10 protein-coding genes are annotated in these 13,398 nt (G+C 40.8%); 3 read left to right on the top strand and 7 right to left on the bottom strand.

Annotated features, from left to right (window positions below; all coding sequences use genetic code 11):
- Positions 1-8 precede the first annotated feature (8 nt).
- Both JEZ96_RS18625 and JEZ96_RS18620 read right to left on the bottom strand, forming a co-directional pair.
- Positions 9-3,578 carry a response regulator gene (locus tag JEZ96_RS18625; RefSeq protein ID WP_198779830.1) on the bottom strand — a complete coding sequence of 1,190 codons (3,570 nt, stop codon included), beginning with the start codon at positions 3,576-3,578 and terminating at the stop codon, positions 9-11.
- 33 nt (positions 3,579-3,611) lie between these two features.
- Positions 3,612-4,202, bottom strand: coding sequence for a response regulator transcription factor (locus tag JEZ96_RS18620; RefSeq protein WP_233058901.1), 591 nt, complete (start codon positions 4,200-4,202; stop codon positions 3,612-3,614).
- A 329-nt stretch (positions 4,203-4,531) separates the two neighbouring features.
- Between JEZ96_RS18620 and JEZ96_RS18615 the strand changes: the two genes are divergently transcribed.
- Complete coding sequence (locus JEZ96_RS18615) at positions 4,532-5,752, top strand: EAL domain-containing response regulator (RefSeq protein ID WP_011791129.1); 1,221 nt, start codon at positions 4,532-4,534, stop codon at positions 5,750-5,752.
- Between the two features lie 15 nt (positions 5,753-5,767).
- On the opposite strand, the gene menE is transcribed toward JEZ96_RS18615, so the two are convergent.
- The 5 genes from menE to JEZ96_RS18590 form a co-directional block, all read right to left on the bottom strand.
- On the bottom strand, positions 5,768-7,210 hold the full coding sequence (gene menE / locus JEZ96_RS18610) for an o-succinylbenzoate--CoA ligase (protein WP_061783366.1): 1,443 nt from the start codon (positions 7,208-7,210) through the stop codon (positions 5,768-5,770).
- Positions 7,182-8,276 carry an o-succinylbenzoate synthase gene (menC, locus tag JEZ96_RS18605; RefSeq protein WP_061783365.1) on the bottom strand — a complete coding sequence of 365 codons (1,095 nt, stop codon included), beginning with the start codon at positions 8,274-8,276 and terminating at the stop codon, positions 7,182-7,184. The genes menE and menC overlap by 29 nt, the downstream gene beginning before the upstream one ends.
- A 27-nt stretch (positions 8,277-8,303) precedes the next feature.
- Complete coding sequence (gene menH / locus JEZ96_RS18600) at positions 8,304-9,092, bottom strand: 2-succinyl-6-hydroxy-2,4-cyclohexadiene-1-carboxylate synthase (RefSeq protein WP_011791126.1); 789 nt, start codon at positions 9,090-9,092, stop codon at positions 8,304-8,306.
- The gene (gene menD, locus JEZ96_RS18595) at positions 9,092-10,813 is read right to left on the bottom strand and encodes a 2-succinyl-5-enolpyruvyl-6-hydroxy-3-cyclohexene-1-carboxylic-acid synthase (protein WP_128090218.1); all 1,722 of its coding nucleotides are present in this window, start codon (positions 10,811-10,813) and stop codon (positions 9,092-9,094) included. Before menD ends, menH begins: the two co-directional genes overlap by 1 nt.
- A gap of 182 nt (positions 10,814-10,995) precedes the next feature.
- The gene (locus JEZ96_RS18590) at positions 10,996-11,964 is read right to left on the bottom strand and encodes a LysR family transcriptional regulator (protein ID WP_011791124.1); all 969 of its coding nucleotides are present in this window, start codon (positions 11,962-11,964) and stop codon (positions 10,996-10,998) included.
- Positions 11,965-12,375: 411 nt separating this feature from the next.
- Here JEZ96_RS18590 and JEZ96_RS18585 point away from each other — a divergent pair, with 411 nt between their 5' ends.
- Both JEZ96_RS18585 and JEZ96_RS18580 read left to right on the top strand, forming a co-directional pair.
- Entirely contained in the window at positions 12,376-12,852 is a 477-nt protein-coding gene (locus JEZ96_RS18585) for a hypothetical protein (protein ID WP_011791123.1), read from the top strand.
- Between the two features lie 77 nt (positions 12,853-12,929).
- Positions 12,930-13,394, top strand: coding sequence for a nitrite reductase (locus JEZ96_RS18580; RefSeq protein ID WP_011791122.1), 465 nt, complete (start codon positions 12,930-12,932; stop codon positions 13,392-13,394).
- Positions 13,395-13,398: the final 4 nt, after the last annotated feature.

Below are 13,398 nucleotides of genomic sequence, written 5' to 3'. Positions count from 1 at the left end.
ACTTGAAGCTATTTATTTGAGGCTGTTTGGGTATAAGAGATCACTTCTGCCTCGAGTGAAGTAATAGCCTGAGATACGGCTTCAACATAAGCATTCAGCTGCTGATGGTTCGCATTTTCTAGCATTTCACAGGCAGACATGAGTTTCTGTGCATCGATAATTCTTGCTGCCCCCTTGATCTTATGAGCAAGATCTTTGATGGAACTGCAATCATTATTCTCTAGGGCTACAAACAGTGACTGCAAGTCACTTTGATTGCTTTTAAGGAGTTCTTTAAGCAATTTATCGACTAGCTCCGCATTATTACCAGTGAGTTTTTCTACTGCGTCAGCAGCAAAATGTGTCGCGGTTATGGTCGCTTTTTCAGGGGTAAACCGTTTAATCATACTCTCTAGCTCCATTAGGCTGATGGGTTTGAATAAACAGTCGTCCATCCCAGCAACTAAACAGGCATCCTTGGCTTCTTTTTGAGCGTTAGCGGTATAGCCAATGACGATAGCATGTGCGTGACGTTTGCGTTCGAATTGTCGAATTTTTTGGCAGAGTTCATAACCGTTCATTTCTGGCATATTACAGTCGGTGATCACCACTGGGTATTTTTTGCTTTTGAACATGTCTAAGGCCGTCAAACCATTTTCTGCCTCATCAACACTATGGCCTAAATATTTAAGCTGTTGGGCTAATAACAAGCGATTTGCAGGATGATCGTCAACAATTAAGATATCTATGGGGGTACACTCATGTGACTCTGTAAATAGTGGCGAAGAACTATTGACGATCTCGGTTTCTAGTTGGGTAAGTGTTAATTCCATTCTAACTTGAGTTCCTTGATACAATTTGCTTTTAAGGATCAAACTTCCACCCATCATTTCACACAGAGAGCGGCTAATCATGAGCCCAAGCCCCGTACCGCCATGGGTATTATGAGTGCCATGAGCTTGGCTGAAGGGGCTAAATAGCTTCTCTTGATCATCTTCCGAAATGCCAATACCTGTATCCGTGACAGTAAATAGAATGGTGTGCGTGGTATTGGTGACATTTTCTGATTGAATTTCTACTTTTACTCCGCCGCTATCAGTAAATTTAATAGCGTTGCCAATTAAATTTGACAGTATTTGCTTAATCCTCATAGGGTCAACGAGTACATCATTAGTAATAGTAGGATCAAAATCTAACTGCAAAGTGATTCCTTTTTGTCTAGCCAACCCATCAAAGACCCTCACAACAGAGGTTGTAATTGCCTTAAGATTGGTCCTAATCGGCGAAAGCGACAGTTGACCTGCTTCAATACGAGCTATATCTAAGATATCTCCAATAAGTTCAAGTAGATCATTGGCTGAATCATAGGCAACTTTGATTGAATTTAAATCAAACTGCTGTGAGTTTGTGCGTTGTAATACCAGTTCTAACATGCCGATGATGGCATTCATAGGTGTTCGAATTTCATGGCTCATAGTCGCTAAGAAAGTACTTTTGGCTTGACTTGCACTATCTGCAACTTCCTTTGCATGTTCTAATTCTTCAATAAGCTTGACTCTGTCACTCACATCTATCCAACCACCAATAATCCCTTCAACATTTCCTGCTTCATCACCATATGATTTGAACCAGTGATAAATATTATATTTATCCCCATTTATGTGAAGTTCTCTATCTTTGAAAACGGCAATACCATCTTCTAAGGCCTGTATATATTCTTTATCTACAATTGGGGCCTCTGGTGACCGACTGGCTCCTTCTATTGTGCTTTTATATAGCAAATCCTTACGTGATGCTTTAAAAGCATTAAGGTAGCTCTCGTTACACATAGTCAGTTCACGTTGCTTATTTCTTACATAAATAGGATGAGGTATGGCATCAACGATAGACTGCATGAATTGCAGTTGCTGGTTTAGTTCTTTTTTAGCCAGTAATCGTTTTCGATAATGAGTTCGGGTGTAAAAAGCCCAAATAATGGAGACTAAAATCATTATCGTTGAGGCAATTACAACAGTGTAAATTGTGTATTTATAATCTTTCCAACTTTGGCGTGCAGGTAGAGCATTACGGCGCCAGCGATTCTCTGCCATTTGCAATTCGTCAGGAGGAATAACTGCTAATGTTTTATTTAGTATGCTCTTAAGTAATGCGTTCGAGCCTGCCATTCCAAATGCTACAGACGCTCTTGGTATTTCATCTATGATCTTACTTACTTCTAACGTATCGCTGAAATAACTGTTTACATAAAAATCAGCTAAAACTAGAGGAGCAATAGTCGCTTTTGTAGCTCCAGTCGCTATATCATTCATGGCTTCAATATAATTGTCTGCAATTGTGATGTCGGCGTTAGTATTTATTTTTCTAAGTATATTGTTGTTAAATATACCATCTGGTACGACAATTGCGTTAATATCTGGAGTAAGTGTATATTTTTGTGTAACTAACACATAGGGAGAATTAGAAAACTCTTTCGTAAAAACAATATTTTTGTCAATATCTTCAGTGGGAGAGTATATTGTCATCATGGCTTTATGGTTGAGAACAGAACTAATTTGTTCTGAAAATCGATTATTAACAACATAATCAAACTTTAGTCCTGAATACATTTGTATAAGTTCTAGTACCTCAACACCAAATCCATTGGCATTATGTGTATCGTCAAGATATGTTAGTGGTGCTGCGTACTTATTAATTGCTACTGTTATGCTGGGGTTATTTTGTAACCAAGCTTTCTCTTCTGCGGTAAAAGAAGGGAGTTCCGAGGTAAAAGGAATAGTACTTCCTCCACCACTCCAGCGCTTTCTAATCAACTTTCTTTGTTCGAGTGAAATATTGTTAATAGATTTGTTAATTATATCTATTAATGCCTTATTCTGTTCTGTTGCAGCAAAAGCGCTACCATGGGAATTTAAAGATAGGTGAGTATCCAGTTTGAGTCTTCCAGGGAAGCTATTGTTTATTAGATAGTTAGCTGATACTTGATCAACTATCACGACATCAACCTGCTTAAGTGCTGCCGCAGCAACTGCAGCTTGTCTGGAGGAAAATTTGAGTAATTTTCTGTTGGGATAAATGTCTGTAATTGCCTCATCTGGTAGGTACTCATAGGCCATGGACATTGATTTAATCTGTTCATGCTCACCTAAGTTAGCATTTTTGAATATAGATGGTTTATCAATAGTATAGGGAGTACTTAAAATAAGCCCATGCATCTGCTCGAATTTATTGGCAGTAGTAATTAGATCAACCTCTCCATTGAGCGCTGCAGTAATTGCTTTCTCCCGAGAGATATAACGATGAATATTGATTTCAATATTAAGCATTTTAGCAATAATATATATATAGTCGGCACTAATTCCTTTGTAAATTTTTTGTTCACCATTAACAGTCATGTCAAATGGTGGATAATCGGGAGCAGATATTCCTATATTTAGGACTCTATATTTTTCGAGCGTACTTATCTCATCTGGTGAGAGGTTTATTAGTAGCAAAGGCTTTTCAGAATACCCAATTAGATCATAATTAGTAAATTTACTTTCATGTGCTGCTGAGTATGTTGAACTTAGGGTTAATATAAAAATGAACATAAATTTTTTCATATTAAGCTTTGCCTTTTTGCGATCTCAATTATATCAACTAAGTTTTTTTGCATTTAACTTATCAAGCAATCTGGTTTTATATGTACTAATGGTTTTGTTACTTAGCAGCATGCGTTCAGCTATCTCTTTATTGGATAAACCAATCGCTAAATGTTGCAATACCACCATTTCGCGAGTTGAAAGCTTTTTTACGAGTTCGGCCTCATCTTGATTCGATTTTGAAATCATATTGTTATTGCTTATTATCGGGAAGTAGGAATGACCAGTGATAATTGCTTTTAGAGCACCAGTAACCTCATTCATGTCTTTTTGTTTAGAGACAAATCCTGATGCTCCAGCTTGAATGCAACGAGAAATAAAATGTTCAGAAGGCTGTGCCGTTAGCACTAAAATTGGAGGACACTTAGATAGCTTTCTTGATCTTTCTATCACTTCCAAGCCATCTAATTGTGGAATGCCAATATCGAGAATCACTGCATCAGGTGAAAGAGCCTTCATAAGCTTCAAGGCATCAACACCATTATTGGTTTCAGCTATAACTTCAAAGCCACTTTGTTCTAGAATGATCTTTAGTGCCAAAACAACAACGGGATGATCATCGACTATTAATACTTTTCTTTTCATTCATGTAACTCCGTAACTATTGAGTACAGATTTTATCCTTTGTAAAGCATTCGTGTGAAATAAAACTAACTGATTAAGACTTTTCCTACATACTTTTCAGCAATTTCTTTTAAATAATAGTCGTAAAATAATGGAAGTTAGATGAATTTGAGCATAGTAATTCTCTTTTTTTTAAATTCATAAACATCTGTGTGTATTTGTATCATGGGTTCTGAACATTGAGTTGTTTAAATTATAGCGGACTATCAATATCTTGGTTTTACAGCTTTCTACCGCGAGAATATAAAAATCATTTATTTATTCAAACTTTTAATTTTAAAGGGTATTTAATGAGTAAGGTTAGAGTGATTGTCTTAGAAGACCACCCCTTTCAACGTGCAGTGCTTGAGCATAATCTTGCATCTCTTGCGAATATAGAGGTGTTTGCATTCGGTTCAGCCCAAGATGCACTAACTTGGCTTGATGTTCATAATAGTGCTGATATTGTTATATGTGACTTAATGATGGCAGGTACTGATGGCTTATCATTTTTGCGTAAAGCAAAAGCAAAATATGATATAGCTTCTGTTGCCTTATTTAGTTGTATTGATAAAGAGCTGCGACGAGCTGTATCACAAATGATAAAAATGCTTAATTTTGAGTATCTTGGCGATTTAAGCAAAAGTCCTTCTGTTGATAATCTACAAAGTATGCTGGATAAATTTGTCTATTCTCGAGCTCAAAAGAGAAAAGTGATATCGACTCCACGGGTTGAGATTAGGCCGAAAGATTTTACATTAGCTGATTTTCAGTTGGCACTTGATCAACATCAATTTGTCGGTTTTTATCAACCTAAATTCAATGTTGCTAACTTTAATTTGGCTGGTGTTGAAGTTTTAGCTCGGTGGATTCATCCAGAACTTGGTACTCTCAATCCTGCCGCGTTTATTGAGCCATTAATTACCTATGGCCTGCTCGACGAGTTGTTTTTACAATTATTTGAACAAGGTTGCCAATTACAACAAGAGTTATTGGAGCAAGAACAGCAAATCTCACTCGCTTATAATCTTGATATTTCACAACTTAATTCCACAAAATTAGTTTATCGTATTGTTGATATAGTGAAGAGGTTTAATATTCATCCAAGGTCTATCACGCTTGAGATAACTGAAACGGGCTTACTTTCGGCGCCAGCTGTTAACATGGAAAACCTAATCCGGCTCCGGATGCAAGGCTTTGAACTTGCTATAGATGATTTTGGTGCAGCCCATTCTTCTTTAGCGCGATTATGCGAATTGCCATTCTCTCAAATAAAGTTAGATAGCTGTTTTGTTAGAGAATTAGGTGTTGAGCCTAGGTGTCAAGCTGCGATTTCGAGTGTTATTGCTTTATCTCAAGCACTTAATATGGAATTAGTGATAGAAGGTATCGAAACAAACTCGCAATTAGTATTATTGCAACAGCTTGGTTGTACTATAGGGCAGGGGTTTTGTTTTTCTCGTCCCATTGATGAACAAACATTTATTCAACGTTTTTTCCCAGCAAGTTCACAGCAGAGGGAACCACAGTAGATCTATTTTGAGTTATTAGTGGTTAGATTGTTTTCCTATGCTATTAACTATAGATTTTCTATTCACCTTTAGCCCCATTTGTTCACTATCTTCAGGCCATGGGTAATAGTGGCGTGGGCGTTTGAAGCGGGCAATTTTGTCGGCGAGAAAGGGTTCGAGTTCAGTTGCGATTGTGGTCATATCTTCGGTGATTTTTCCGCGTACAATCGCAGCGGGGAGATGGCCAAATTGTGCGTCAGGCTCAGCAAAGACGATAGCATCGTCAATGAGAGGATGTTGTTTTAGTGCCGCTTCAATTTCTTCTGGCTGAATGTTCTCACCGCCACAGATAAACATATTATCGACGCGGCCAAGGATATGCAGATTACCATTGGCATCGCACTCGCCCCTGTCTTTGGTATAAAACCAACCCGCTTTATCAACGCACTTTTGTATTCCATCCGCAGTGAGATAGCCCATAAACAGGCATTCACCGCGCACCCAAATCACACCGTCTGCTATTTTAAGCTCACGTTTGGGGAGTAGTTTGCCACTGCTGCCGTCACTTAAGGCCGAGCCTGTGGTGATCTGCGAGCCCATTTCTGTCATGCCATAACTGGTAAAACTCGCAATATTGCGCAATTTAAGCTGGTTGAGTAAATCTGTCGAAATAGCGCCGCCGCCGAGTAGCAATGCTTTGATACTTTCAAGCTTCCCATTTTCGTCACTCAGTAGCTTGATAAGTTGTGCGGGCACTAAAGAAACATGGGTGAGTTTATCACGCGTTATCTGCTGATTTAGGCTGATAACGGGATCTGGCATGGCTACACTGGCACCAACTAAGGCACAGCGATTCAGGATGGCAAGGCCACCGATATGAAATAACGGTAGAGAGAGTAACCAAGCGTCTCCCTTTTCTAAAGGGATGACACAGCGCGCACCTTCGGCATTGGCAATATGATTGGCTAAGCAATGCACCGCCGCTTTAGGAAAACCACTTGAGCCAGAGGTTAAAATCACATTGCTTGGGCGCGTAAAATCTATTGATTTTGCGGACTGAGTACTCAGAAGATTAAACTGCAGTTCTAAGGGGCTACAATGTCGCAATGCGGAGTCAGGTGTTGGGCTCCAATAATAGTCCACTTGATGGGTATCAATGAGTGCTTGTACTTGCGTGGTGGGGAAGCGTGGCGAAATTGGGAAAAATATCGCACCAATATCGATACAGGCCCAATATAGGCAGATCATTTCAAGGTTATTAATAGAAATACAGGCAACGGGATTGCCTTCCTTTATACCCAATGCCGTTAATTGCTCGCCAAGGGCGATAACCTGTTGGCTTAGCGTCTGATAATTGATGCCTTGTCCAGCTAGCGTGATGGCTGTTTGTTGTGGAAAATCCCTTGCTGCTTGGTGTAAGGGGGATATGGCGGTAAGGGGAAATAACACGCTACTCCCCCTTCGCTTCTGCCAATTCATTATCGGTATTGGTTTTTGCGTGGGTAGTATGCTGCGCGATAAGTTCAAGCTGTGAGAGTGTTAGGCATTGGGTTTTACCCGATGACACGATTAAATCTTGGCTAAAGGCGTTTAAGGTATCCAGACCCGGGGTTTCATCGGGTGTGAGGATTGTCGCTAAATGTGCTAAATCACGGATACCTAAACTGCTTTCAAGGCTGGAGCTTAAAATGCAACGCACGCCATGGTTTTGTGCGATATCGATTAACTGAGATAGTTTTTCGAGGCTACCGAGTAACATTGGCTTAATAATGATTGCCGCGAGTCCCTTATACATCTCAAATTGATATTCAGGATCATTTAGCGATTCATCCAAGGCAAAGGGCAGCCCTATGGCTTGATAAAATGCAGGGTTATCCCGTGGGTTATGGCAAGGTTCTTCGATATATTCGATAGCCTCTAATGGCAAGCAGGCGGCAAATGTGATGGCTTGTTCCAAGCTAAAACCGCGGTTTGCATCCAAACGTAATTTGATGTCCGGCCGTGTACTTAAAATACCATAAATTAAACTTAGCTCATCTTCGATAGAGGTCTGTGCGACTTTGACTTTTACGGAGCGAACATCCTTGCCCAGATGGGCAATTTTTTTCGCAAGCAGAGCCTTACTCGCATCGGTTGGATGATAAATCAAAGGCACAGTGCTGTTTTGCGGCCTTACCGTCGCGAGTTTTCCCATTAATTTAGCATGCAGCAGACTTAAGCCGAATGCTAATGAGGGATAAGGCGTTTGCTCGGAAAAGTCGATAAGTTTATCGATGTGTTGCCCACAAAGCTGAGGTAATAACGCTGTTAATGCACTTCGTACTTGGGCGAGGTTTTCGCGGCTAAATCCTAAAATATCGTGCTGCTCAATATCAATACCTGAGAGCGGGGCAATGTCCACTTCAACCTGTGTATCTCTATCGTTAGCACTGGCAAAGGCTTGCAAGACTAACCCTGCTCTGTGATCGATTCGTTGCTTACCAACGGGGAGTAATACCTCAAGTGGTAGTCGATATTGATACAAGCTAAGCGAAGTTAAGATCATAGGTTTCCTACATTTTTATTCGGTAAATTACCCTAGCAAGGCCACGATTTTTGAGATTAATGCAGCGGGTGCCATTTGGTGTATGTTGTGTCCTGCGCCGTGAATGCTATGGAGGAGAATAGGCGCTTGCTGTTGCCATTTTTCGGCAATGGCCGAAAATTTACTATCTTCAGTGCCCGCAAAAAAATGGCATTCGCAGGTTAATTGTGAAGGGACATTCCACAGGGATGCTTGCTTGGCAAGTGAAGTCGCAAGATAGATCTGTTGTAGTTTTTGTTTGGGGTGTTGATCTAATGCTTTTGTGCGTAAATCAATCAGACTTTGGCGTTTGGTTGTGCTCATATCGGCGAAAACCGCCTGTTGGTACCACAAGGCCAGAAACTCTTTGCTACTTAACCTCATTAAACGATCTGCCCACAGTGCATCATTACTGGCTCTGGTGGTTTTTTCTTCCAGATCATCTAGCCCCGGATGACAGGATTCGAGGGTTAAGCTCAGTAACCTTTGTGGGTAAGTATTGGCAAGGTGAAGAGCAATACGGCCACCGAGAGAATAGCCATAAAGGTGGAATTGACCTATATGGAGCCCATCAAGGTGTGCGATCACATTTTCCACACATTGGCTAAATCCCTCCAACTCGGTTGGCGCTAACTCGTCTTGATTATCACCATGGCCTGGCAGATCCACACAAATGCAATGAAAGTGCTGACTTAGCACTGGCATTAACGGCAACCAGTCAGCCTTAGTACCTAAAAAACCGTGTAGTAATACTAAGACCGGTAGTGATGTTTCACCGTAACGGGCCATGGTTGGCATTAGCTTTGTTTCACCCACAGGTTGAGCTCAGCAATTTGGTCACTGGCTTGTGTTTGGCTGACATTGACTTCAATGATCGAAGCCCCTTGAAAATCTAGCGCTTCATTATAGCTATCTTGAAAATCAGCTAAATTATCTACTTGATTATAGGGCAGATTAAACATGGCTGCGGCGTAACCAAATTCTAAGCCGTGGCTGAGTCGATAGTAGTCATTGCGCACTTGTTCATTAGGAACAGGCAGCAGATTGAAGATATTGCCGCCATCATTATTGAGGATCACGATCACTAATGGGCTAGCTAAGCTTTTGGCAATAGCCAGCGAGTTAAGGTCATGCAATTGGGATAAATCGCCAATGATCAAACTTGTAGGTTTACCTTCATGGGCTGCAAGGCCACAAGCCGTTGCCAGTAAACCGTCAATGCCCGAGGCGCCGCGGTTAGTATAAGTGGTGGCAGTGCAGCAACTGACTGGGGCATACATGTCGTATAAGCGAACGGGCAGACTATTGCCGATAAACAGTTGTTGTTCTAGTGGACGAGTATTTGCAATAGCGCGTACAACCTGCGCCTCGCCAAATTCCCCGTGATCGATATTGCGAACAAATAAGTTATGTAGTTCATCATTATAGGTAATGAGGGTATTGGCCCAGTTCGCGGAGGAAGACCGATACCAATTTAATGCTGTAAATTGTGCGGCATTGGCATGCCAAACATGCTTGGCATTATGGCTAGGGTCGAGTCGGTTTTGCTCTGGCAACACTTGCCAGTAACTGTGCCAGTGCTGCTCTGCTAAATAACTTATTAAGCGTTTTGATAATAAACGGCCACCAAATACGAGTACACGATCCGCTTCTTGTAATAGATTACGCGCCTTTGGATGTTGTAATAGTTGGTCAATATTTCCGATGGCAGCGGGGTGCTGGCGCAATTGTGATTGGGCATCCGTGAGTAGAGGCCAACCAATTTTTTGCGATAGGGCAATGAGCTGTTGTGGATCTTGTTCAGGGGTTAATGTGCCAGCAACAATGACCCCCTTTCCATGGACGAAACGCATTATTGCATCGTCACTAGGGTTGCTTACCTGCTTATATTTACCGTATTGAGTATAAGGCCGCGACAATTGCAGCCAAGTTTGCAAGGGTTTGAGGTAGGGCGATTCGGTATCGAGAATAGGGGCGCCTAGCTCACTTGGGTACAAAGGTTCACGGTACATGCAGTTGATATGCACAGGACGAGTCTGATTTGCCACCGCTTCATCAATGGTGGTGAGTAATGCCTGTGGTGCAATGTGTGCATCGGGTGTTGGCAAGTTAATTTGCTTGGCGTAATGAGCAAAAATACCGGGCTGAACTATGGCTTGGTTTGCGCCACAGTCGAGCAATTCTGGCGGGCGATCACCACTCAAGACGATTAAAGGTACATGGGTGAGCCAAGCTTCAACGATTGCAGGATATAAGTTGGCGACAGCAGTACCTGAGGTGGTGATAATAGCGACGGGAGCTCGGCTTGCTTTAGCAAGACCTAAGGCCATAAAACCTAATCCACGTTCATCAAAATGCAGGTGGCGTTTCAGCTTTGTTTGTTGGGCAGCAGCAAGGGTTAAAGGAGTTGAACGTGAGCCCGGCGCCATACACACATGTTGCACCCCAATGCGTGCAAGTTCCTCAAGAATAAGTGCGCCCCAAATAAGATTGAGTGTGGCTGTATTTTCGGTCCGCATAACTGAATCTATTAGGATAAAGATGGGCTTAGTGTAACGCGTTTACGCCGCAAGATGTATGCTTGGTTTAACAAATCTTGGGCGCATAAATGGTGGAAGTGTGCGAAAAGCTTAGGCATAGGTAACCCTATCACCTCTGATGTCGGTGGTTTACCAATTGACAGTGTTTCATTATCGCTAGGCTAAATAATACGATCGACGATTTTTTGAATTTCTCCACTTAACCATTTTAGATCCTCATTGATGGCATTGGGCTGATTTTTTTGTACTAAAAAAATCGTTGGTGCTTCGGTATCTGCATAGAGACGTTCAGCTTCGTATTGCGATAGTTGGCAAGTATGCAGTTCAGGAATATCGCTCACCATTTCGTAGACTATCCGATAGGGCAATAAAGATACGGCATTACTTTCACCTAGATACTCAAACAAACTTGAAATACTCGTTATGGTAATTTCAGTATTGAGTTTTATACCATTAGTGATGCAAAACTCTTGGTATGGACTCAATTTGGTGCTGGGATTGCCAAGATCGGTATTGACATAGGGATATTCAGCAATGGTTTCTAAGGTGATTTCCCGTTTAAAAATAGGATGATGCCTGCTAGCAATTAGGTAGAGTTTATCCATGCGGTGCAATTCAGTCGTTAGCAGTTTATCGCCGAAGGCAGCGACATCGGCAGCGCTTTTATTACAACAAATACCTAACGTGATATCACCATTAATAATGTCCTGAGTGGTATGCATAGACCAAGGGTTAATATTAATGTGCATAGGTTTTTGCTCTTCTTTAATCGCCTGCATTAAGGCTTTAGGAAAGGCATAGGCAATTAATCCTGGCGCAGCAATTTCAACATGCGTTTTTACTTGGCGAGTATTTGCCATTCTGGCTTTTTGAAACTTATCGGTACACTCAATAGCTTCTTTTGCAATTGGATATAAATGAGTAGCAAACTCATTTGGAAATAAGCCGTATTTACGCCGAATAAAGAGTTCGTCACCAAAAATTTCCCGTAGATTTTTAAGGCTACGACTGATTTTAGGCGCTGGAATATCAAGAGCCTTCGATACATAGGTTGCTGACTTGTTCTCATATAACGAAACAAGTATTTTTAAACTCAGAATATCGAGGCCATCCATGTTACTAATATGCATTTTTTATATTCCTTAATATTGAGTAAATACTTAAAGTGCAGACTAATTATGCTGTTAATTAATAAATTTAATGTGAAACTAATCCCAAGTTTAGGATCTAGAGTTTATCTATGTGTATCAAAGGCTTTTTATTTTGTTTTTTATATTTAAAAGGCGATTTTTAATAAAATTTGAAATTTCAAAAAATGATATTCACGCAATCAAAATCTAATAATTGAATTATCAAATATCAATATCTGCATTTAAGATTTGCATAATTTTGCAATGTGATCGGTTGTGTAAATCATTGTTTATATTTAAATTGTTATTTGCAAGTGTGATACTGGTCAATAAAAGTTAAGTGTTTTCAAATAATACTGAAGTTGCTTTAAATGAGATAACAAAAATATAAATTAGTTTTTGGAGGCGTGTATGAATACTTCAGTCATTCTCAGCTATGCGTTTATGTACTTCGTACTATTCGTAGCAGTACCATTCGTGTTTGTGATGTTTGTCATGACTTGCATTAAGTTTTTTAGAGCAGATCCTGATGAAGCCGCACACCATGAAATGAAACTTAAACCAGTGCTGTTTGATAAACAAAGCTTCAATTTTTTTAAATCATTAAAAACTGTTGTTGAAGGTAAATACGATGTTTGTTGTAACGTACCATTAGACACAGTATTTGAGATGGATCACCATGATGCGGAATTAAATCATGAATGCCGACTCGATTATGTATTAATTGACCATGATTCATCTGAAGTGAAAATGGTGATCAGTGATTTTGGTAAAGAGACCAACTCACCACTGAAAAAATTGTTTAGCAAGTTCAATATCAATTTCATTGAAATGAACCCGCATAAACAGTGGGATACTCAGAGTCTTAAGCAAGCCTTAGCTGTGTGATCTTGACCGTCGGGTTCGGACCTATCCGAACCCTGACTCCTTCTTTACCTTCCTACGGATAAATGTGAGGACTTCCTATGTCCAAAAGACAATGGCTGTGGTCGTTACGCTTAGGTGCTGCGACATTGCTTTTAAGCTTTTCTGCAATGAGTGCTGAGCCAGCCAATCAAATTAACAGTGATGCTTGCATGAAGTGTCACAAGCGTAACGGTCAAATGTTAGGGCATCATGGCCAAGATGCGATGAAAATGACCTGTTCTTCCTGCCACGGCGAAAAGGGCGACCACCCTAAAAAACCAAATGATTTGGTGGTCTTCGGTATGCAAGACGCGTCGGATATGACGGTTCAACTTGGTGCGTGTCAGAAGTGCCATACCAAGAAAAAGCTCGGTGAAGCAGATTGGACACATAACGTGCACGCGAAAAAAGTGCCTTGTGCTGCCTGCCATAAATTACATAGTCCAACGGATCCAATGGCGCAGATGACGCTAAAGGTTCGCAGTGAGCTATGTAGCAGTTGCCACACTGGCAAGCAGGAGTAAAGTT

It is taken from the genome of Shewanella putrefaciens (genome assembly GCF_016406325.1).
GTDB lineage: Bacteria > Pseudomonadota > Gammaproteobacteria > Enterobacterales > Shewanellaceae > Shewanella > Shewanella putrefaciens.
Note: the sequence above shows the minus strand (reverse complement) of the source record. Positions and strands in the feature narration are given on the sequence as shown.